We start from the raw sequence: 20,651 nt of genomic DNA on the forward strand, positions 1-20,651 counted from the left end.
CGAGGGCGCCGTTCCGTATGGAACAGGCGCCCTCGTACAACTGCTGCGGAATGTCTACGCGACGCCCTCTGCGCGCGCGGCGGCGGCGACGGCTTCGGCAACGGCCGGGGCGACGCGCGGGTCGAGCGGGCTCGGCACGATCTTGTCGACGGCCAGCTCATCGGCGACGACGCCGAGGATGGCGTCGGCGGCCGCGATCTTCATACCCTCGGTGATCCGACGGGCACCCGCGTCGAGGGCGCCCTTGAAGACACCGGGGAACGCGAGCACATTGTTGATCTGGTTCGGGAAGTCACTGCGCCCGGTGGCCACGATCGAGGCGTACTTGGCGGCGACGTCGGGGTGGATCTCGGGGTCCGGGTTGGACATGGCGAACACGATCGACTCCGGCGCCATCGAGGCGATGAGCTCTTCGCCGATCTTGCCCGCGGACAGGCCGAGGAACACATCCGCACCGGCCAGCGCGTCGGCGGCGGTGCCGGTCAGCCCGCGCGGGTTGGTGCGCTGGGCCAGATCGGACTTGACCTCGTTGAGGTCGGTGCGATCGCGGCTGACAATGCCCTTGGAGTCGAGCACGGTGACGTCGGCGACGCCTGCGGCCAGCAGGATGTTGGTGCACGCGACACCCGCGGCGCCGGCACCGGAGACAACGACCTTCAGACCGGAGGTGCTGCGGCCCTGCACCTTGGCGGCGCCATTGAGCGCGGCGAGCACCACGATCGCGGTGCCGTGCTGGTCATCGTGCATGACTGGGCAATCGAGCGCCTCGATGACGCGCTTTTCGATCTCGAAGCAGCGCGGCGCGGAGATGTCCTCCAGGTTCACCGCACCGAAGCTCGGGCGCAGCCGGATCAGAGTCTCGACGATCTCGTCGACGTCCTTGGTGTCCAGCACGATCGGAATGGAGTCCAGCCCGGCGAACTTCTTGAACAGCGCGGCCTTACCCTCCATCACCGGCAGCGACGCCCGCGGGCCGATGTCACCGAGGCCGAGCACGGCGGTGCCGTCGCTGACGACCACGACCAGCCGGTCGGTCCAGGTGTAGCGCTTGGCCAGCGACTCGTCCTCGGCGATCGCGCGGCTGACCTGCGCGACACCGGGGGTGTAAGCGATCGACAGGTCGCGCTGGGTATCCAATGGCGCACTCAGCTCTACCGAGAGCTTGCCGCCGAGGTGGCCCGCGAAGATCTCCTCGTGGGTGATCGCCGCGAGGTCGGCGGCGGCATTCTTGCTGGCAGTGGCGTTCGGTGCGTCAGTCACAGATGACACGATTTCACTCCTGCTCGGATCGGTCACAATCGGGGGACGGTTACCGTCGGGTTTTTTGGTACTAGGTGCTTCGTAACGCTCATCGGGTGCGCTGACCGGTACGTTTCGACTTCTCGACAGCCCTGTCGACGTGGCGCGGCACTGATCCGTAGAGCGGAAGCCGGACGGGTGGGTCCGGACAGATCATGCGGGTTGACCCTCGGGACACGACGGTGCGTCGTGAGGCGGTGATCACCGTGTTTCCCATACCCGGCGGTGGCGTAGGACGGGAATCCGCAACATTCTGCCAGCCTGCCCGACCACATGCCAAACCGGTAGGCGGAGTCGTGGTCGTGCACCATCATCCGAGCGTAAGCCGCTGGAATTACCCCGACGTAAGCGGAAACTCGCCTTCGGTCGGACCGTGGCCGTGAGCTGTCCGATAGTGGGGTCGCACGCTCCGTGAGATCTGCGGCTCGATCGGATTACGCGCGGACTTGCGTACCCAGACGGTATCGAGCCCGCCGGAGCGCAGCCGCACCCGCCATCCCGCGTCGGCCTCCGGATGATCGGTGCGCCGGTGGATACCACGACTCTCGGTCCTCGCCAGTGCGCTGTATGTGGTCCAGCGGGCGACCGCGAGCATCGCGGCGGCCTCCCTGGCACGTAGCCCTTCGGCACCGGCGCCACCGAGATCGAAGACCGCGCCCGGCCACATGCCATCGAGTTCGGCGACGCTGTCGCGCAGACTGCCCGCACTGCGCCAGTAGCTGCGCCGCAGCGGCAAGGTGTGTTCCTGCACCAGGCCGATCACCGCGCGCGGGTCGATCCCGGCGCGAGGCGCGAGTCCGGCGCCGGGCATCGAACCCGCGGCTGAGAGCGCGAATCGATCGGGAATCGGGCGGGCGCGGGCGAACCGGGCGGCGCTTGCCCCGGACCACGTACCGGACGCGATGGCCCAGGCACCACCCAAACCACTCACGGCACCGGTGACGGCTTCGCGGGTGGTGACATCGCCCGCGGCGTACATCCCGGGAATCGTGGTCGCACAATCGACGCCGGTGAGGTGCAGGCCGCCGGTGCCGCGCACCGTTCCCTCGAACACCGCGCGCAGTGCGATCCCTTCGCCCCGGTCGGACAGGCCGTGTCGGCGAAGCCCGCGACGCTGACCGGGCGAGAGTTCCGCCGGAATCCCGAAGACCCGGCGGCCCTCGGCAAGAGCGGCGAAGGCGGCGGCCCGGTGCCCTTCGAGGGCGGCGCCGGTCTCGTCGCGCAGCGCGGCGAAGGTCAGGGCGTGATCGGCGGCGCGCACCGAGGCCGCGGGCGCGAGTCCGTACGCGCTGGAGAATTCCATCCCCGACAATTCGGCGCCCGCCTCGACGGCGAACAACAGTCCGTCGCCGGTGTCGACGTCGGTCCCCGCCCGCCCGGAGAGGAACGCGCATCCGCCGGTGGCCACAACCACCGCCGCCGCGCGCACGGTCCAGGGCCGGAACTTGTTGTGCCGCTGTACCCCGGTGGCACCGGAGACGATGCCCTCCCTGTCGACGAGCAAATGCAGCGCAGGATGGTGGTCGAGTACGCGGACACCGGCTTCCAGCGCGGCGCGGCGCATCCGCCGCAGATACGTGGCGCCGTCGAGCTGAACTCGCGCCGAATGCGGCCCGCCAGAGAATCGGTGGCCCCAGCCCGCGAGCTGGATGAGCCGATCATGAGTCTCGGCGAGCACCCGATGGGTGGCTTCCGGATCACCGATCCAGCCGCCGTGGCCGAGGGCGCGGCGCACCGCCTCGGCCCGTGCGGGCCCGGGCTCGACATTCCACAGCGAAGTGCGGCCTGCGGCGGTCGGACCGGAAGCACCGCAGCGCGCCTTGTCCGCGAGGATCACGCGTGCGCCCGCCGTGGCGGCGGAGACGGCCGCCCAGGTTCCGGCGGGGCCGCCGCCGAGAACCAGTACATCGGTCTCCCATGCACTCACAAGGTCAAATGTTCGACCACATTTCACCCACCCGCAACCGATTCCGGAAGATCAACTCCACCATTGTGTCCATAGCAGGACACCCGCCGTGAGGAAAACGACCAGCGATCCGGAAAATGCGGCCAAACCCTTATGCCGATCCGAATACATCTGCGCCGCAACAACGATCGCCGCTGACACCACATGCCAGGTCACCGACTCGCCGCCCGGCCCAGGAAACCCTCGTCGGGCACCGATGATCGCCGTACCCACCACCACGAGGGCGAGTACGAACGTTCCGGCGGCGACCATGCCACTGATCCCGCGCGCAAGTCTCACGAGCCGATCACCGGCACCCCGGTCGCCTTCCCGACCAGCACCTCGAGTTGGGCGGGATCGGTGGTGAACTCACCGAGCCGGATGGTCTTGTTACTGCCGTGATAGTCCGACGAACCGGTGGTGAGCAGACCTAGTTCGGCGGCGAGACCGTTCAGCAGCTCCCGATCGGCGTCACCGTGGTCGGGGTGATCGACCTCGAGCCCACCGAGCCCGAGCTCGGCGAGTTCACGAATATCGTCGATTGCCAGCAGTCTGCCGCGCTTGCGGGCCCTGGTGTGGGCGAGCACGCTCACCCCGCCCGCGGCGGCGATCATCTCGACTGCCCGGCGCAACGGAGTGTCGGCCTTCTCGGCGTAATAGCGGCCGTGCGGGGCAAGCAGATCGGCGAAGGCGGCGTCGACGGTGGGCACCACCCCTGCCGCGACCAGTGCCCTGGCCAGATGCGGCCGCCCCGCCGACGGACCGGCCGAGGCCAGGACCGCATCGGGATCGACGGGCAGGCCGTCGGCAGCCATCCGCTCGGCCATCGCGCGCAACCGCTCGACCCGCTCGGCACGCAACCGCTCACGCTCGTCCGCGAAACTACGATCCGCCGGGTCGAACAGGTAGGCCAGCAGATGCACCGGCACCGGCCAGCCGTCCGCACCGAGACCGATGCACGACATCTCCATCCCTCGGATCAGGGTCAGCCCCTCGGGCCGCGCCGCCACCGCCTCGGCCCAGCCTGCGGTGGTGTCGTGATCGGTGATCGCGACGACGTCGAGTCCGGCGGCCGCCGCGTTCCGCACCAGTTCGGCAGGGGTGTCGGTGCCGTCGGACGCGGTCGAATGGGTATGCAGGTCGATGCGCACGCCCTCCAGTGTGTCAGTGCGCGGTCGGCCGGCTGTCCCCATGCCCGACCGGCGACCGATCCGATCGAGTGCATGTGCCACCCGCTCCGCGGACGGCCGCCCCGCCGTTGGGCACGGAAGTAGCATCAACCGGTGCCATCGATTCCTCCGCTTCCGTACTTCCGTGGGCCGGCGAAGTCCCCGACCCCGCTGCCGCGGATCCCGGTGCCGACGGCACGGGCGATCGTCGATTGCGCGGTCTATATCGATGGCATGCGGCTGCCCGGGCATTTCACCCATCAGGCGGCGCTACAGGAAGTGCGGGACAGGGGCGAGGGCTTCGTCTGGCTCGGCCTGCACGATCCCGATGAAGCTCAGATGACCGACATCGCGCAGACCTTCGGGCTGCACGCGCTGGCAGTCGAAGACGCCGTGCACGCCCACCAGCGCCCCAAGCTGGAACGCTACGACGACACCCTGGTGCTGGTGATGCGTCCGGTCGCGTATCACGAACACGAACTGAATTCCGTCAGCGAGATCGTCGAGACCGGCGAGTTGATGATCTTCACCGGCCGCGACTTCGTTGTGGCCGTCCGCCATGGCGAACATTCCGGGCTGGCGGCGGTCCGTAAGGATCTCGAGGGCGATCCGGAGCGGCTGCGGCTCGGCCCCAGCGCGGTGCTACACGCCATCGCCGACTACGTCGTCGACAACTACCTCGAGGTGGTGCAGTCGATCGAAGACGATATCGATGAGATGGAAGAAGAGGTCTTCACCCCGCGCAGCAAGGTCGCTGTCGAATCCATCTATCAGCTCAAGCGTGAGGTGGTCGAATTACGCCGGGCGGTGGGTCCGCTGGCGATCCCGCTGCAGGTGCTGAGCCAGAACACGAATCTGCCGCTACCGAAGGAGGTCCGGCGCTATTTCCGCGATGTCGCCGACCACCACACCACTGTCGCCGACCGCATCGTCGATTTCGACGAATCACTCGGCGCATTGATCAACGCCGCGCTGGCCAAGATCGCGGTGCAGCAGAACACCGATATGCGCAAGATTTCGGCATGGGTCGCCATCGCCGCGGTCCCCACCATGATCGCCGGTATCTACGGTATGAACTTCGAGCACATGCCGGAGCTGAAGACCAGCTGGGGCTACCCGGCGATCTGGGTCATCATCCTCACCATCTGCACCAGCCTGTATGTGGTGTTCCACCGCAACAACTGGCTGTGACGGCGGTGATCACAGCGATGCCGCACCGCGATTCGGGTCGCGCACATCGATCCCCGCCTCGACCCACGCATCCCGCAACGCCTGCGCACCACGCACCCGCACCCACGCCGCCTCGGTCGCGGTGACCGGGACGACGTCCAGGTAACGCACCGGCTCGGCGGGTTCGGGCAGGACCACATCGGGAATATCGCTCGGGCCGAGCAGAACCGCGGTGAACGGGGCGTTGTGCCACATCGGTTCGCCCAGATCCAGCAGCGCATCTGCTTGCAGCACAACGCCTTCCACGGCTGGTGCGGCGGCGAGCACACCGAGCGCACGTGCCAGCCCCGAGGCAGCACCGACGCCTGCGTGCATGGTGAGCACAAGTTCTGCGCGCGGGCCCTTCACGGGATCGGCGAGCACCTCCGACGGATCCCCCATCGGATGACGGGAACCGCCGAGAGTCGCGTAGTGCACCAGATCGTCACCGGGGACGATCCGCAGGATCTCGATGGGCTCGAGGCCGAGGAAGGTCACCGAGGCGGCATCGACCGCGGACGCGTCGACACCGAAATGTTCGAGTACGCCGGCGCGCACCGTGTTCACGACGTCCATGCGCTCAGATCGCCAGCCGCGCCAGCATGTCCCTGGCCTGTTCGGCCGTCTTGGGATCGCACAGCACGTCGTAGCGGCCCGCGACCAGCTGCATGGTGGACGCGAAATCCCGCTGTCCCTTGGTCGCCGCATACGGGATCGAGGTGGAGATGACGCCGAAGATGATGCCGCCGACCAGGCCGACCAGCAGCGGGCCGAGCGCGCCGCCGGTGGTGAACAGGCTCAGCAGCAGGCCGAGGAACAGACCGAGCCACGCGCCCGACACGACGCCACCGCCGATCACCTTGCCCCAGTTCAGCCGGTAGAGGACTCGTTCGACCTGCATGAGGTCGACGCCGACGATCGTCATATCCTGCACCGGGAATTGGTTGTCGGCCAGATAATCGACGGCGCGCTGTGCCTCGGCGTAGGTCGGATACGACCCGACCGGCCAGCCCGACGGCGGCGTCGGCAGGCCCTGCCTGCCGCGATTCGCGTTCCCCAAGGGATTCGTCATAGGTCCATTCTGCTATTCCATCCGGCACGGCGCCGTGCTATATACCGCGCGTCACTTTTCCGGCGGGGTGAAACGGGTGGTGCGCGACATGCGCGCGGCCCGGCCCTTATCGGCGATGACCTGCGCCATCTTGGCGCTGGCCTCATCGATCATCTCGTCACCGAGCATGACGGCGCCGCGCGCGCCGCCCGCGTGCGAGGTGTGGAAGGCGTAGGCCTCCAGGATCAGTTCGGCACGGTCGTAATCGGCCTGACGCGGGCTGAAGATCTCGTTGGCGGCGTCGACCTGCCCCGGATGCAGTACCCATTTGCCGTCGAAGCCGAGCGCCGCGGTGCGCGCCGCGGCGCGCCGGAACCCGTCGACATCGCGGATCTGCAGGTACGGACCATCGATGGCCTGCAACCCGTGCGCGCGGGCGGTCAGCAGGATCGTCATCAGAATGTGGTGGTAGGCATCGCCGGTGTCATAGCCCTCCGGCTGCTCACCCACCACGAGAGTGCGCATGTTGATACTGGCCATGAAGTCGGCCGGGCCGAAGACCAGGGCCTGCACCCGCGGGCTCGCGGTAGCGATCTCGTCGATGTTGCGCAGACCGAGCGCGTTCTCCAGCTGTGGTTCGATCCCGATCCGGCCCGGTTCCAGACCATTGGCCTGTTCCAGCTGGCTCAGCAGCAGATCCAGCGCGCGTACCTGACCGGCGTCGGTGACCTTGGGCAGCAGGATGGCGTCGATCGCGGTGCCGGCGCCGTCGACCACACTGATCACGTCCTGATAGGTCCACGGCGTGGTCCAGTCGTTGACCCGCACCACCCGCAGCTGCGAACCCCAGCCGGAATCGTTGAGCGCGGCAATGATGTTCGCGCGGGCGGCGGCTTTGGCCGCCGGGGCGACGGCATCCTCCAGGTCGAGGAACACTTCGTCGACGGGCAACCCTTTGGCCTTGTCGATCATTTTCGGGTTACTTCCCGGCACAGCCAGAACGGAACGGCGCGGCTTCATCAACACTCCTGTCGTCGGCCAACTTCGGCCCGCGAAGCTCTAACCTGGCATTCATGGCAGCTACCAGGGTGTACGTCGCCAGGCTGGCCGGCCTGGCGGTGCTGGGACCGGACGGCGAGTCTATCGGCCGCATCCGCGACGTGGTCGTGGCAGTCCGCTACGACCGGCAACAGCCCCGGGTACACGGCCTCGTCATCGAGTTGCCGACCCGACGACGGATCTTCGTGCCGATGCTGCGGGTGACCTCGATCGAACCCGGCAATGTCACGCTCAATACCGGCACCGTCAGCCTGCGGCGCTTCGCCCAGCGGCCGGGCGAGCTCCTGGCATTGGCGCAGATCGTGGATTCGGCGGTGCGGGTGCAGGATCCGGACCTGTCCGATCTGGCCGGGGTGGATGTGTTCGTGGTCGACCTCGGGCTGGAACAGACCAGGACGCGGGATTGGCGGGTATCGCGGGTCGCGGTGCGCGGACATCGGCGACTCGGCCGCAGGCGCACGGTGCATGTGGTGGATTGGATGCACGTCAGCGGGCTGACCCCGTATGAGATCGGCAGGCCGGGCCAGGACGTCACCACGCTGCTCGAGCAGTTCGAGGGCCTGCGCGCCGCCGACGTCGCGCATCTGCTGCGCGAGCTGCCGGAGAAGCGCCGCATCGAGGTCGCGGTGGCACTCGACGACGAACGCCTCGCCGACGTGGTCCAGGAGCTGCCCGATGACGACCAGGTCGATCTGCTCGGCCACCTCGAGGTACGCCGGGCCGCCGACGTCCTGGAAGCCATGGACCCCGACGACGCCGCCGACCTGCTGGGCGAGCTGCCCGCGAACGAAGCCGAGTCGCTGCTGGCGCTGATGGACCCCGAAGAGTCCGAACCGGTCCGCAGGCTGCTCGCACACTCCCCCGACACCGCAGGCGGTCTGATGACCCCGCGACCGGTGGTGCTGACCCCGGCGACGACGGTGGCCGAGGCGCTGGCCCGGGTTCGCAATCCGGATCTGACCCCGGCGCTGGCATCGATGGTGTTCGTGGTCCGCCCGCCGACGGCCACCCCGACCGGCCGCTATCTGGGCTGTGTCCACCTGCAACAACTGTTGCGCGAGCCGCCCGCCCACCTGGTCGGCGGCCTCCTCGACGCCGATCTGTCGACGCTGCGGCCGGAGGCGCCGCTGGCCACCGTCACCCGCTATTTCGCCACCTACAACCTGGTCTGTGGGCCGGTGGTGGACGAGGAGAACCATCTACTCGGCGCGGTCAGCGTCGACGACGTCCTCGACCATCTGCTGCCGGAGGACTGGCGCGAGGACGAGGAGCTACACGAAGGGGTGCACGGTCGTGACTGACAAGACTCCCGCGGGGCGGGCGATGAGCACGGCCAGACAGCGGTTGGAAACGCCGGTCGAGTCGCGGTTCCGGTTCGACTGGGATGCCGAGGCCCTGGCCCGCAGCAGCGAGCGCGTCGCGCGGTTCCTCGGCACCGGGCGCTATCTGGCCATGCAGACGGTGATCGTCATCGTGTGGATTCTGCTGAACGTGTTCGTGGTCGCGCTGCGCTGGGACCCCTACCCCTTCATCCTGTTGAACCTGGCGTTCTCCACCCAGGCCGCCTACGCCGCCCCGCTGATCCTGCTGGCGCAGAACCGGCAGGACAACCGCGACCGGGTCTCGCTCGAGGAAGACCGGATTCGGGCGGCGCAGACCAAGGCCGATACCGAATTCCTTGCCCGCGAACTGGCCGCGCTGCGCATCGCCGTCGGCGAGGTCGCCACTCGCGACTACCTGCGCCGCGAACTCGAGGAGATGCGCGAGGTGCTCGACCGACTCGCCGAGGCGGCCCTGCCCGAGCACGAATCTCGCCCAGACAAGGCCGGAAAGGTCACACGCAAGAAAAGCTCCGGTAGGAAGCAGTCCCAAGCCCCGGTTTCACCACCCGTCTCCGATGATTGACCGGAAATACCGAACAGTCTTCTGACTGATGGGTAACCTGGATCACGTTGTCCAGAGCGAGCCGGCCCGGATGTCCGGGACGGTTGCTTCCCGCGACGTAGAGGATTGGTGCGGCCGAATGCGAATACCTGCCCCGATAACCGTCTCGGCTCTCGTCGTCGCCGGCTTGGTCGCTACCGGATCCGCCACACACACCACCACCTCCTCCACTCCGCCCGAAGCACCGGAAGCCCTGCTCGCGGCCTCCTCGCGCAATACCGACTCAGAAGGCGACGACAAGGACGCGAAGCTGTCCCAGACGATCGGGCTGCTGCCCGTGGCTCCCGAGCCGCCGCGCAAGCTGCGGGCGATGACACCGCCCGCCGACGGCGTGCCCCCGTTCGGTGGCACCGTCCCGTTGCAGAGCATCTCGCTACCCATCGGCGGCGGCACCCTCGGCATCCCCGAGGTCGTGCTCGCCGCCTACCGCAATGCCGAACTCGCACTCGAATCGTCCATGCCAGGCTGCGGCGTGTCGTGGAATCTGCTCGCCGGGATCGGCCGGATCGAATCCGGCCATGCGGGCAACGGCCGCACCGATGCCGCGGGCACCTCGGTGACCCCGATCTTCGGCCCGGCGCTGGACGGCACCCTGCCCGGTAACGAGATCATCCGCGCCACCGACGGCGGCTACGTCCGCGCCATCGGCCCCATGCAGTTCCTGCCCGGTACCTGGAGCCTGTACAACGCCGACGGCAACGGCGACGGAGTCTCCGACCCGCACAACGTCTTCGACGCCACACTCGCCGCGGGCAAGTACCTGTGCTCGGGCGGGCTGAACCTGCGCGATCCGGCCCAGGAATTGCGCGCGGTGCTGCGCTACAACAACTCGATGTCATACGCGGCCAATGTGCTGAGCTGGTCGGCGGCCTACCGCACCGGCGGCACCCCGGCCCCGGTCACCATCTCTCCCGACTTGATCCCGCCGGGCAGCGCCCCGATCGAGATGGGTCCGGATATGACCGCCGTCGACACCACCACCGCGACGACGACCACAGAAACCCCGCCGCCCGGCACCCCACCGCCCACGACGACTCCGGGCGAGCCGATGATCATCATCCCCGGCCTGCCGCCGATCCCGTGTGGCATCTTCTGCCCGCCGCCACCGCCGCCCGCTCCTGGCCAGGTGGTGCCCGCACCGATGCCGAAGCCCGGCGCGCCCGCCGATCCCGCGCAGCCGGCGGCACCCGCCGATCCCGCGCAACCCGGTCAGCCCGGTCAGCCCGCACCGCAGGCGGAGCAGGCACCCGGCGCACCGGCACAGCCCGCACCGGCGGATCCGAACGCACAGCCGCCCGCCGAACCGTCGAAGACTCCGGAGCCCGGTCCCCCTCCCGCACCGGCACCTACTGCGACGCCAACACCGCAGCCCGCGGTGACGCTCCCGTTCGGCATCGTCGTCCCACTTCCCGCACCCCCGCAGTGATTTCAAACAGGAACCCACATCACGAAGCCGTAACAAAAGGGTCTCGGATGCTGTAGCCTTCCTTCGTAGGTCACGAAGGGCTCACAACTGAGACAACGGCTCGTAACGGAGCCCGCGCCTCGACCGCGAGCTCGACTCACTGAGTCGATGGAGGGTCACAGCATCGTGGGGCGTCACCGTAAGCAATCGCCGCCAACTGTTCGGCGTAGCTCCGTACTCGCGTTGACCGGGCTCGTTCCCGCCGGACTCGTCGCCGTCAACACCGCGTCGGCCGTAGGCACCGATCCCACCGCGGCGTCGGTTCAGCTGCATCTGACCGGCGACGAGGGCGAGAGTCACGACACCAGCTTCGCGGCGTCCGCCGAGACCGTCGTCGATATCGACAGCCTCACCCATGCGATGGCCAAGCAGTCGCGCGCCGTACCGCCGACGGTGAAAACCGTTGCGCTGCCCGAGGATCGGGTACCCGCAGACCTGCCCGCCGCGCAGATGGGCATTCCAGGCATCGCACACGCCGCCTACGTCGCCGCCGAAGAGGCACTGGCCATCGAGAACCCCACCTGCCACATGCCGTGGCAGGTGCTCGCCGGTATCGGCCGTGTCGAATCGACCCACATCTACAACGGCAACGCCGACGCCGACGGCAACGCGCTCGATCCGGTCTACGGGCCGGTGCTCGACGGCAGCCTCGCGGGCAACAACGTCATCCACGACTCCGACGGCGGCGGCCTCGACGGGCTCTCCGGCTACGACCGCGCGGTCGGCCCCATGCAATTCCTGCCCGAAACCTGGACCCACTACGCCGCCGACGGCAACGGTGACGGCATCGCCGACCCGCAGAACTACTACGACGCCACCCTGACGGCGGGCAAGTACCTCTGCGACGGCGGCCTTGACATGCGCGACCTGGCCCAGCAGTCAAGGGCGATCCTGCGTTACAACAACTCCATGGCCTACGTCGCCAACGTCATGGCGTGGGCCAATTCCTACGGCACCGGGATCGCACCGCAGCCCGCACAGCTGCCCCGTATCTGAGACGCCTAAAATCGGCGATATGCCAGTGGTAACGGAAGCGGACGTGCGGGGCGCCCTCGCAAAGGTCGACGACCCGGAGATTCGCAAACCGATCACCGAACTGGGCATGGTGAAAAGCGTCGATATCGGCGCCGATAGCGATGTCCATATCGAGGTCTACCTGACGACGGCGGGCTGCCCGCTGCGCACCGAGATCACCCAGCGGGTCACCAAGGCCGTCGCCGATGTACCCGGCGTCGGCGCGGTCACCGTCGACCTGGACGTGATGAGCGACGAGCAGCGCACCGAACTGCGCAAGCAGTTGCGCGGCGACTCCGCCGAACCGGTCATTCCCTTCGCTCAACCCGGCTCCCTGACCCGGGTGTACGCGGTGGCATCCGGCAAGGGCGGCGTCGGAAAGTCCAGTGTCACAGTCAATCTCGCCGCGGCATTGGCGGCGCGCGGTTTGTCGGTCGGCGTGCTCGACGCCGATATCTACGGCCACTCCATCCCGCGCATGCTCGGTACCGATGCCCGCCCGACGCAGGTCGAGCGGATGATCATGCCGCCCGTCGCGCACGACGTGAAGATGATCTCCATCGCCCAGTTCACCCAGGGCAACACCCCCGTGGTGTGGCGTGGCCCGATGCTGCACCGCGCGCTGCAGCAGTTCCTGGCCGACGTGTTCTGGGGCGATCTGGATGTGCTGCTGCTCGACCTGCCGCCCGGCACCGGTGACGTCGCCATCTCCATCGCCCAGCTGATCCCGAACGCGGAGATCCTGGTCGTCACCACCCCGCAGCCCGCCGCCGCCGAGGTCGCCGAACGCGCGGGCGCCATCGCCCTGCAGACCCGTCAGCGGATCGCGGGGGTGGTGGAGAACATGTCCTGGCTCGATCTGCCCGACGGCACCCGCATGGACCTCTACGGTTCCGGCGGCGGCCAGGCGGTGGCCGATCGGCTCACCCGCGCGGTCGGCGCCGACGTGCCGCTGCTCGGTCAGATCCCGATCGAACAATCGCTGCGCGAAGCGGGTGATGAGGGCACGCCCATCGTGCTGCGTGATCCGGACAACCCGGCCGCCGTTGCCCTGCAGGAGGTCGCCGACAAGCTGGCGGTTCGCCGCCGCGGATTGGCCGGCATGTCGCTGGGCATCGACACGACCAGGCACCTGTAAGAGCCCGTTCGACCGCCGGCAGCCCACCTCACCAGGCTGTCGGTGCTCCCCCATAAGCTCATCACATGCTCACGCTGCTGTTGTATGTGCTGATCGTCGGGTTGGTGGCCGCGGTGCTGTTCCTGCTGGCCGGCGCGGTCTTCGGGCGATCGGAGGAGCTGGGGCCGCTCCCGGAGGGCACCACCGCGACGGTGCTGCCCGTCGACGGGATCTCCGGCGCCGACGTGCGCTCACTGCGATTCCAGCAAGTGGTGCGCGGATACAAGGCCGGTGAGGTGGACTGGGCCCTGGCCCGGCTCGCCGCCCGCATCGACGAGTTGCAGGGGCAGCTCGCCCAGGCCAAGGCCGCACAGGTACCGGCGACCACACCGCCGCAGCCACCGGCGGGCACGGACCCACGATGAACCCCGCCGAGCCGATCCGCTGCCCGTGGTCGCTGGAATCGCAGCTCTACCGCGACTATCACGACACCGAATGGGGCCGTCCGCTGCACGGCGACGACGCCATGTTCGAGCGGTTGTGCCTCGAGGCGTTCCAATCCGGCCTGGCCTGGATCACCATCCTGCGCAAACGGCCGGCGTTCCGGGCGGCCTTCGCCGGGTTCGCGATCGATGAGGTGGCCCGGTTCGACGACACCGATCGGGAGCGTCTGCTCGCCGACTCCGGCATCGTGCGCAACCGCGCCAAGATCGACGCCGCCATCGCCAACGCCAAGGTGGCGCGCGAGCTCGATACCAGCCTCGACGAGCTGATCTGGTCCTTCGCCCCACCCGCGCGCCCGCGCCCGCGCACCATCGCCGACGTCCCCGCCACCACGCCCGAATCCATCGCTCTGGCAAAGGAATTGAAGCGTCGCGGGTTCAGGTTCGTCGGCCCGACCACGGCATATGCGCTGATGCAGGCGACCGGCCTTGTCGACGATCACCTGGCCGATTGCTGGGTCGGCAACGGAGCGCCCTAGACCTACCGAGCGGTCACATTTCGAACTCAGGTATCCGTCCACTCCGGCGATAAGGAAGAATGGACCGAGTGCAGCTCGCCACATGCCGGCGAGCTGCCCAGTTGGCGACAACTGGAGTGGCAAGCAAGTGCGCAGCACACCGCGCAGATCTGGAGGGAGCAGAGGATGGCGGCCATGAAGCCCCGCACCGGGGACGGTCCCCTCGAGGCAACCAAGGAAGGGCGTGGGATCGTCATGCGGGTTCCACTCGAGGGTGGCGGGCGTCTGGTCGTTGAGCTCACGCCGGATGAAGCCGCAGCGCTCGGCGACGAACTGAAGAGTGTCACCAGCTAGTCACCCGACTACGCACTCGGCACTGACAGCGGTGACGGGTGTGCTGGCCTGCCCGGAATGCCAGGCCGGACTCGTCGCCTCGGATCGTTCGCTGCGCTGTGCCCGCGGGCACAGTTTCGATATCGCCAAGCAGGGCTACATCACCCTGCTGACCGGTGCATCCACCAAGATGACCGGCGATACGGCGGCCATGCTCGACGCCAGAGCGGCGTTCCAAGGCGGCGGCCACTTCGCGCCCATCGCCGACGCCACCGTCGCGGCCGTCGCCGGGGACGGGACGTCCGGAGGTCCCGGCGCGCCCGTACCCCCGTCCGGGCTGATCCTCGAGATCGGCGCGGGCACCGGCTACTACCTGGGCCGAGTACTGGACGCATTGCCACACGCCCGTGGCGTCGCGCTGGACGTGGCGAAACCAGCAGGCCGACGTGGTGCGCGCGCCCATCCACGGGCCGCGGCCGTCGTCGCCGATGCCTGGCGCGGACTCCCACTGCGCGACAACACCGTCGACGCGGCGCTGTCGGTGTTCGCGCCGAGGAATCCGGGCGAAGCGGCGAGGGTGCTGACCACGGACGGCCGGTTCGTCGTCGTCACCCCGACCAGCCGTCATCTGGCCGAGCTCATCGAGCCCCTCGGAATGGTGAGCGTCGACCCGGACAAGCAGGATCGGCTGACCGCCACCATGTCCGGGCATTTCGAGCTGTGCGAGCGCGACACGGTGGAGTACCCGATGAAGCTGTCGCGCACCGATATCGCGCACGTCGTCGCCATGGGTCCGTCGGCCCATCACGCGAGCGCCGCCGAGAGCGAGTTCGCAGCGCTACCGGACACCATGGAGGTCACGGCCTCGGTGCTGGTGTCCACCTACCGGCCCGCCGGAGCCTGATCGGTCAGGGCTTGCGGACGTGGTCGTAGATCTGGAGGGTCTGCGCGGCGATCCGCGACCAGTCGAATTCCGCTACCGCCCTGGCCCGGCCCGCGGCACCGTACTCTGCGGCGAGCACCGGATCGGCGGCCAGCTCGTTCACCGCGTCCGCCAGGCCGCGTTCATAGGCGCCGGGCTCGGCCGGGTCGTAATGCACCAAGCGTCCCGTGCTTCCTTCGGCCACCACCTCGGGAATCCCACCCACATCGGAGGCGACCACCGCGGTCCCGCAGGCCATCGCCTCCAAATTCACGATCCCGAGCGGTTCGTACACCGACGGACACACGAAAACCGTGGCGGCGGCGAGCACCTGCCGTACCTGCTCGGTCGGCAACATGTCCCGCACCCAGAACACATTGCCGCGCCGACGGCTCAAATCGTCCACGGCCGCGGCCACCTCGGCGGCCAGTTCCGGCGTGTCGGCCGCGCCCGCGCACAGCACCACCTGGACCTCGGGATCGATATCGCGCGCCGCGGCGAGCAGATGCCCGACGCCCTTCTGCCGGGTGATCCGCCCGACGAAAGCCGCGATCGGCCGATCCCGGCGTACCCCGAGCGTGTCGAGCAGGGACTCGGCGCTGTCGTCGGCGGTGCCGGGGTGCCAGACCGAGGCGTCGATGCCGTTGTGCACCACATGCACCCGGGCCGGGTCGACCGCCGGATAGGCGTCGAGTACGTCGCGGCGCATTCCCGCGCTAACGGCGATGATCGCGTCGGCGTGTTCCACGGCATTGCGTTCCGACCAGGACGAGAGCCGATACCCACCGCCGAGTTGCTCGGCCTTCCATGGGCGCCGCGGTTCCAGTGAATGCGCGGTCAACACATGCGGAATGCCGTACAGAGTGGCGGACAGGTGCCCCGCCAAGCCGGTGTACCAGGTGTGGGAATGCACCACGTCGACCTCGCCTGTGGCATCGGCCATCCGCAGCTGGGTCGACATCATCTGGATCGCGGCATTCGCCGCGTACAGGTGCGGGTCGGGCTGATGCACCACGGCGTCGTCGCGTGACACGCCCATACAGTGCACGGTGACCTCGGCCAGCCTGCGCAGCTCGGTCACCAGTTCGGTGACGTGCACCCCAGCCCCGCCGTACACCTCCGGCGGGTACTCGCGGGTCAGCATGGCGACCCGCAGCCGATTCGCCGGCTCCGTCATCGCCGCCGCGTGCACGAAACTCACGGATTCAACGTAGACGCTCGCCCCGGCCCGAGCCACTCGCACGCCGCACCACCTCCGGCCGCCCGGTTCGGTAGTTTGACAGTGTGAGGAGCCAGCCGCACGTACTCGGAATCGTGCTCGCCGGTGGCGAGGGCAAGCGACTCTTTCCACTCACCGCCGACCGGGCCAAACCGGCGGTCCCCTTCGGGGGTGCCTACCGCCTCATCGACTTCGTCCTCAGCAACCTCGTCAATGCCGGATTCCTGCGGCTGTGTGTGCTCACCCAGTACAAGTCGCATTCGCTGGACCGTCACATCTCTCAGACCTGGCGGCTGTCAGGCTTCGCCGGGGAGTACATCACGCCGGTTCCGGCGCAGCAGCGGCTCGGACCGCGCTGGTACACCGGCAGCGCCGATGCGATCATGCAGTCGCTGAACCTGATCTACGACGAGGACCCCGATTACATCGTCGTCTTCGGCGCCGACCACGTGTACCGGATGGATCCCGAGCAGATGGTGGCCCACCACATCGAATCCGGCGCCGGAGTAACGGTGGCGGGCATTCGGGTGCCGCGCAGCCAGGCCAGTGCGTTCGGCTGCATCGACTCCGACGAGTCCGGGCGGATCACCCAGTTCCTGGAGAAGCCCGCGCATCCGCCCGGCACGCCCGACGACCCGAATTCGACCTTCGCGTCCATGGGCAACTACGTGTTCACCACCAGGGTGCTGGTCGATTCGATCCGCGCCGACGCCGACAACTCCGATTCCGACCATGACATGGGCGGCGACATCATCCCGACGCTCGTCGCCGCCGGTCAGGCCGCGGTCTACGACTTCGCCGATAACGACGTCCCCGGCGCCACCGACCGCGATCGCGGCTATTGGCGTGACGTCGGCACCATCGACGCCTTCTACGACGCGCATATGGATCTGGTGTCGGTGCATCCGGTGTTCAACCTCTACAACAAGCACTGGCCGATCCGCGGCGCCGCGGAGAATCTGCCGCCCGCCAAGTTCGCGCAGGGCGGGCTGGCCCAGGAATCCATCGTCGGTGCGGGCAGCATCCTGTCCGCCGCCACGGTGCGCAATTCGGTGCTCAGCGCCAACGTGATGGTCGACGACGGCGCCACCGTCGAGGGCAGTGTGCTCATGCCTGGGGTGCGGATCGGCAAGGGCGCGGTGGTCCGGCGCGCCATCCTGGACAAGAACGTGGTGGTGTCCGAGGGCGAGATCATCGGTGTCGATCTCGACCGCGATCGGGAGCGCTTCGCCATCAGCAATGGCGGCGTCGTCACGGTCGGCAAGGGCACCTGGGTCTGACGCGCATGCCCCTCGACCCGTAGGCCACGGGGCATGCGCGGCCCGATTCACCGCAGATCGCGCCCGCGCCAGCCCACCAGACCGATGGCCAGCAGCACCGCGGCCACACCCGTCACCACCACTACCGGCGTCGCGCTGAACTCCGATCCCGGAACTTTCGGCGCGTGGCTGAACGGTTCGAGATCGCGCAGCCACTGCGGCGAGCCGGACACCGAGCCGAGCAGGAAGACAGCGATCGCCGCCGTCAGCACGCCCCACGCGACCGGCGTCCAACGCGGCGCGAGGCCGAACAGGGCCACCGTGATCGCGACGAACAACCAGATCGCAGGCAGCTGCACCAGGGCTGCGGCCACAACACCGGGTACCTTGCCGCCGATATCGTCGGCCGCGATGCCGTACACCAAGCCGCCGAGCAACCCTGCGGTCAGCATCGCGACCACGGGTCCACCGAGCGCGAAGAGCAGATGCGTCAGTGCCCAGCGAGTGCGGCCGATGGCGCCGGTGACGACCGTTTCGGCATGGCCGCTGTTCTCCTCACCGAACAAGCGCAACGTCGCCGAAATCGCATACGCCGAACCGGCAACCCCGAGCATGGTGAACGCGTAGGTGATCATCGAATCCTCTAGCGAATCCGCGCCGCCCATCCGGATGATCAGCTCGCGGATGGTCTCGCTGGAACCGAGTTCATCACCGATGCCGTGCACGACACTGCCGATCAACAGCGCGTACAGACCGAGGCCGACGGACCAGGCCAGCAACGTGCCCCGCTGCAAACGCCAGGCCAGGCCCAGCGGGCCGGACAACCGGGCACTCGCCGCGGGCGGCCCGAGCCGTTCGGCGATCAGGCCCGCGCCGACGTCACGGCGCATCAGCAGCAGATAGGCCGCACCGACGCACACCAGCGCAGTGGCCAGATGTAGCAGCAGCACCCACCAGCGGTCACCGGCGAACGACCGCACCTGTAGCGACCAGCCCTGTGGCGCGAGCCAGGTCAGCGGGTTCACCGGACCTGCGCCGGCCTGCGCATCGCCCACCGCGCGCAGTGAGAAGGCAAGGGCCAGCACACCGAAAGCGATACCGCGTGCCACCCTGGCGCCGGTACTGAGCTGCGCTGCCACCGCGGCCACCGCCGCGAACACCATGCCCGACCCGGCAAGCGCAAGACCGAAGGCCAGCGATCCGCGGACCGGTACCTCGGCCGACGCCAGACTGGCCGCGCCGATCAACCCGGTCACCAGCGCGCCGCCGAGGCCGAGCACCAGCGCCGCGGTCAGTCCGGCGAAGCGGCCCACAGACGTGGAGGCGACCAGCTCGGAGCGTCCGGTTTCCTCCTCGGCCCTGGTGTGCCGGATGACGGTGAGGATGGTCGCGACCGCGACCAGGGTGAAGAACATTCCCGCTTTCCAGACACCGACCGCACCGATGCTGGTGTTGTAGATCGGCCCGTACATGGCCAACTGCGAGGGGCTGGCCAGAATGGAATCGGCGAAGGAGGCACGGTCGGCCTCGGTCGGATAGACAGCGTCGATGCCCGCGACGTAAGCGTTGCCCAGCGGCACCGACAGCAGTAGGACCCAGGCGGGCAAAACGATACGGTCGCGGCGCAGTGCGAGCCGCAGCATGCGGCCGGTGCCTGCGAAACCGGCAGCGGTGGCATACCGCCTTGCGGCCCGGTGTGCAGCGGGCGCGGGGAGCGCGGCGGTGGTCATTTCTCGACCTTCAGCAATGCGGATTCGGCCATATCGGACTCGCTGTGTTCGCCGTCGCCGTTGACCGAATAGTGGCGCATGAAAAGCTCTTCCAGCGTCGGCGGCTGGCTCACGAGGCTGCGCACCCCGGTATCGCCCAGGATCCGGATCAGCTCGCCCAGGTGCTCGCTGTCGACCTGGCAGTGCAGCGTCTGCTCGTCCAGACTCACATCGGCCACCCCCGGCAGGGCACTGAGATCGCCTGGGTCACCGGTCAATTCGGCGGTGATCGAGGTCCGGCTGAGATGACGCATTGAGGCCAGCGTTCCGGTCTCCACAGTGCGCCCGGACCGGATGATGGTCACCCGCTTGCACAGCACCTCCACCTCCGACAGGATGTGGCTCGACAGCAGCACGGTGGCACCCCGTTCGGCAGCCTCCGCGACGCAGTCGCGAAACACCTGCTCCATCAACGGATCCAGACCCGAAGTCGGCTCGTCGAGCAGCAGCAGCTCGGCGTTCGACGAAAATGCCGATACCAATGCGACTTTCTGACGGTTTCCCTTCGAATAGGTGCGGGCCTTCTTGCGTGGATCGAGTTCGAACCGCTCGATCAGCTCGGCCCGGCGGGCCATGTCGATACCGCCACGCATCCGGGCGAGCAGATCGATGGTCTCCCCGCCAGACAGCGACGGCCACAGCGTCACATCGCCTGGCACATAGGCGATCTCGCGGTGTAGCGCGACCGCGTCCACCCATGGATCGCGACGGAGCAGCCGCACCTCACCCGACGTGCGGGCCAGTACGCCGAGCAGAATGCGGATGGTGGTGGATTTGCCTGCACCATTGGGGCCGAGGAAGCCGTGCACCTCGCCCTGATCCACTTCGAGGTCGAGCCCGTCGAGTGCGCGAACCTGGCCGAAATGTTTGTGCAGATCCCGGACGTGGATGACCGATGTCATGGGAACTCCTGGTG

At 68.2% G+C, this 20,651-nt stretch carries 21 protein-coding genes; 11 read left to right on the forward strand and 10 right to left on the reverse strand.

Annotated features, from left to right (window positions below; translation table 11 throughout):
• Window positions 1-54: 54 nt before the first annotated feature.
• The 4 genes from GV792_RS11885 to GV792_RS11900 all read right to left on the reverse strand — a co-directional run bounded on the left by GV792_RS11885 (window position 55) and on the right by GV792_RS11900 (window position 4,395).
• Complete coding sequence (locus tag GV792_RS11885) at window positions 55-1,260, reverse strand: NAD(P)-dependent malic enzyme (RefSeq protein WP_163824213.1); 1,206 nt, start codon at window positions 1,258-1,260, stop codon at window positions 55-57.
• 373 nt (window positions 1,261-1,633) lie between these two features.
• Window positions 1,634-3,226: an FAD-binding protein gene (locus tag GV792_RS11890; protein WP_163824123.1), complete on the reverse strand. Its 1,593-nt coding sequence runs from the start codon at window positions 3,224-3,226 to the stop codon at window positions 1,634-1,636.
• A 51-nt stretch (window positions 3,227-3,277) separates the two neighbouring features.
• The gene (locus GV792_RS11895) at window positions 3,278-3,544 is read right to left on the reverse strand and encodes a hypothetical protein (protein ID WP_163824124.1); all 267 of its coding nucleotides are present in this window, start codon (window positions 3,542-3,544) and stop codon (window positions 3,278-3,280) included.
• A complete protein-coding gene (locus GV792_RS11900; RefSeq protein WP_163824125.1) occupies window positions 3,541-4,395 on the reverse strand; it encodes a PHP domain-containing protein in 855 nt (284 codons plus the stop codon). The genes GV792_RS11895 and GV792_RS11900 overlap by 4 nt, the downstream gene beginning before the upstream one ends.
• A gap of 132 nt (window positions 4,396-4,527) precedes the next feature.
• Here GV792_RS11900 and GV792_RS11905 point away from each other — a divergent pair, with 132 nt between their 5' ends.
• Entirely contained in the window at window positions 4,528-5,604 is a 1,077-nt protein-coding gene (locus tag GV792_RS11905; protein ID WP_163824126.1) for a magnesium and cobalt transport protein CorA, read from the forward strand.
• Window positions 5,605-5,613: 9 nt separating this feature from the next.
• Here GV792_RS11905 and GV792_RS11910 read toward each other — a convergent pair whose 3' ends face one another.
• From GV792_RS11910 to GV792_RS11920, 3 genes are read right to left on the reverse strand one after another with little or no spacing between them, the layout of a single operon-like run.
• Window positions 5,614-6,198 carry a suppressor of fused domain protein gene (locus GV792_RS11910; RefSeq protein WP_175582959.1) on the reverse strand — a complete coding sequence of 195 codons (585 nt, stop codon included), beginning with the start codon at window positions 6,196-6,198 and terminating at the stop codon, window positions 5,614-5,616.
• A gap of 4 nt (window positions 6,199-6,202) precedes the next feature.
• Window positions 6,203-6,694, reverse strand: coding sequence for a general stress protein (locus tag GV792_RS11915; protein ID WP_163824127.1), 492 nt, complete (start codon window positions 6,692-6,694; stop codon window positions 6,203-6,205).
• Window positions 6,695-6,745: 51 nt separating this feature from the next.
• Window positions 6,746-7,693 carry an HpcH/HpaI aldolase/citrate lyase family protein gene (locus GV792_RS11920; RefSeq protein WP_163824128.1) on the reverse strand — a complete coding sequence of 316 codons (948 nt, stop codon included), beginning with the start codon at window positions 7,691-7,693 and terminating at the stop codon, window positions 6,746-6,748.
• Window positions 7,694-7,746: 53 nt separating this feature from the next.
• Between GV792_RS11920 and GV792_RS11925 the strand changes: the two genes are divergently transcribed.
• The 9 genes from GV792_RS11925 to GV792_RS11965 all read left to right on the forward strand — a co-directional run bounded on the left by GV792_RS11925 (window position 7,747) and on the right by GV792_RS11965 (window position 15,470).
• A complete protein-coding gene (locus tag GV792_RS11925; RefSeq protein WP_163824129.1) occupies window positions 7,747-9,033 on the forward strand; it encodes a magnesium transporter MgtE N-terminal domain-containing protein in 1,287 nt (428 codons plus the stop codon).
• A gap of 22 nt (window positions 9,034-9,055) precedes the next feature.
• A complete protein-coding gene (locus GV792_RS11930; RefSeq protein ID WP_163824215.1) occupies window positions 9,056-9,637 on the forward strand; it encodes a DUF1003 domain-containing protein in 582 nt (193 codons plus the stop codon).
• Window positions 9,638-9,755: 118 nt separating this feature from the next.
• On the forward strand, window positions 9,756-11,102 hold the full coding sequence (locus tag GV792_RS11935; protein ID WP_163824130.1) for a lytic transglycosylase domain-containing protein: 1,347 nt from the start codon (window positions 9,756-9,758) through the stop codon (window positions 11,100-11,102).
• Between the two features lie 165 nt (window positions 11,103-11,267).
• Window positions 11,268-12,137, forward strand: a complete 870-nt coding sequence (locus GV792_RS11940; RefSeq protein ID WP_163824216.1) for a lytic transglycosylase domain-containing protein — start codon at window positions 11,268-11,270, stop codon at window positions 12,135-12,137.
• Between the two features lie 19 nt (window positions 12,138-12,156).
• Window positions 12,157-13,293, forward strand: coding sequence for an Mrp/NBP35 family ATP-binding protein (locus GV792_RS11945; RefSeq protein WP_163824131.1), 1,137 nt, complete (start codon window positions 12,157-12,159; stop codon window positions 13,291-13,293).
• A gap of 65 nt (window positions 13,294-13,358) precedes the next feature.
• Window positions 13,359-13,697, forward strand: coding sequence for a DivIVA domain-containing protein (locus GV792_RS11950; protein WP_163824132.1), 339 nt, complete (start codon window positions 13,359-13,361; stop codon window positions 13,695-13,697).
• On the forward strand, window positions 13,694-14,254 hold the full coding sequence (locus tag GV792_RS11955; protein WP_163824133.1) for a DNA-3-methyladenine glycosylase I: 561 nt from the start codon (window positions 13,694-13,696) through the stop codon (window positions 14,252-14,254). The genes GV792_RS11950 and GV792_RS11955 overlap by 4 nt, the downstream gene beginning before the upstream one ends.
• 165 nt (window positions 14,255-14,419) lie before the next feature.
• Window positions 14,420-14,587 (forward strand): DUF3117 domain-containing protein, encoded by a 168-nt coding sequence (locus GV792_RS11960; RefSeq protein ID WP_011211259.1) that lies wholly within the window; start codon window positions 14,420-14,422, stop codon window positions 14,585-14,587.
• Between the two features lie 31 nt (window positions 14,588-14,618).
• A complete protein-coding gene (locus GV792_RS11965; RefSeq protein WP_163824134.1) occupies window positions 14,619-15,470 on the forward strand; it encodes a putative RNA methyltransferase in 852 nt (283 codons plus the stop codon).
• Window positions 15,471-15,474: 4 nt separating this feature from the next.
• On the opposite strand, the gene glgA is transcribed toward GV792_RS11965, so the two are convergent.
• Entirely contained in the window at window positions 15,475-16,644 is a 1,170-nt protein-coding gene (glgA, locus tag GV792_RS11970) for a glycogen synthase (protein WP_163824217.1), read from the reverse strand.
• 128 nt (window positions 16,645-16,772) lie between these two features.
• Between glgA and glgC the strand changes: the two genes are divergently transcribed.
• Window positions 16,773-17,987, forward strand: coding sequence for a glucose-1-phosphate adenylyltransferase (gene glgC / locus GV792_RS11975; protein WP_163824135.1), 1,215 nt, complete (start codon window positions 16,773-16,775; stop codon window positions 17,985-17,987).
• A 47-nt stretch (window positions 17,988-18,034) separates the two neighbouring features.
• On the opposite strand, the gene GV792_RS11980 is transcribed toward glgC, so the two are convergent.
• Both GV792_RS11980 and GV792_RS11985 read right to left on the reverse strand, forming a co-directional pair.
• Window positions 18,035-19,696 (reverse strand): ABC transporter permease, encoded by a 1,662-nt coding sequence (locus tag GV792_RS11980; RefSeq protein ID WP_163824136.1) that lies wholly within the window; start codon window positions 19,694-19,696, stop codon window positions 18,035-18,037.
• Window positions 19,693-20,637 (reverse strand): ABC transporter ATP-binding protein, encoded by a 945-nt coding sequence (locus tag GV792_RS11985; RefSeq protein WP_163824137.1) that lies wholly within the window; start codon window positions 20,635-20,637, stop codon window positions 19,693-19,695. The genes GV792_RS11980 and GV792_RS11985 overlap by 4 nt, the downstream gene beginning before the upstream one ends.
• Between the last annotated feature and the right edge of the window lie 14 nt (window positions 20,638-20,651).

The sequence above is a fragment of the Nocardia cyriacigeorgica genome, assembly GCF_010868145.1.
Taxonomy (GTDB): domain Bacteria; phylum Actinomycetota; class Actinomycetes; order Mycobacteriales; family Mycobacteriaceae; genus Nocardia; species Nocardia cyriacigeorgica_D.

Bases quoted from the DNA above. Each gene is read 5' to 3' on its own strand.
- GV792_RS11985 (WP_163824137.1), bottom strand. From the start codon at position 20,637: ATGACATCGGTCATCCACGTCCGGGATCTGCACAAACATTTCGGCCAG.
- GV792_RS11945 (WP_163824131.1), top strand. From the start codon at position 12,157: ATGCCAGTGGTAACGGAAGCGGACGTGCGGGGCGCCCTCGCAAAGGTC.
- GV792_RS11955 (WP_163824133.1), top strand. From the start codon at position 13,694: ATGAACCCCGCCGAGCCGATCCGCTGCCCGTGGTCGCTGGAATCGCAG.
- GV792_RS11930 (WP_163824215.1), top strand. From the start codon at position 9,056: ATGAGCACGGCCAGACAGCGGTTGGAAACGCCGGTCGAGTCGCGGTTC.
- GV792_RS11925 (WP_163824129.1), top strand. From the start codon at position 7,747: ATGGCAGCTACCAGGGTGTACGTCGCCAGGCTGGCCGGCCTGGCGGTG.
- GV792_RS11920 (WP_163824128.1), bottom strand. From the start codon at position 7,693: ATGAAGCCGCGCCGTTCCGTTCTGGCTGTGCCGGGAAGTAACCCGAAA.
- GV792_RS11915 (WP_163824127.1), bottom strand. From the start codon at position 6,694: ATGACGAATCCCTTGGGGAACGCGAATCGCGGCAGGCAGGGCCTGCCG.
- GV792_RS11960 (WP_011211259.1), top strand. From the start codon at position 14,420: ATGGCGGCCATGAAGCCCCGCACCGGGGACGGTCCCCTCGAGGCAACC.
- GV792_RS11935 (WP_163824130.1), top strand. From the start codon at position 9,756: ATGCGAATACCTGCCCCGATAACCGTCTCGGCTCTCGTCGTCGCCGGC.
- GV792_RS11980 (WP_163824136.1), bottom strand. From the start codon at position 19,696: ATGACCACCGCCGCGCTCCCCGCGCCCGCTGCACACCGGGCCGCAAGG.
- GV792_RS11950 (WP_163824132.1), top strand. From the start codon at position 13,359: ATGCTCACGCTGCTGTTGTATGTGCTGATCGTCGGGTTGGTGGCCGCG.
- GV792_RS11910 (WP_175582959.1), bottom strand. From the start codon at position 6,198: ATGGACGTCGTGAACACGGTGCGCGCCGGCGTACTCGAACATTTCGGT.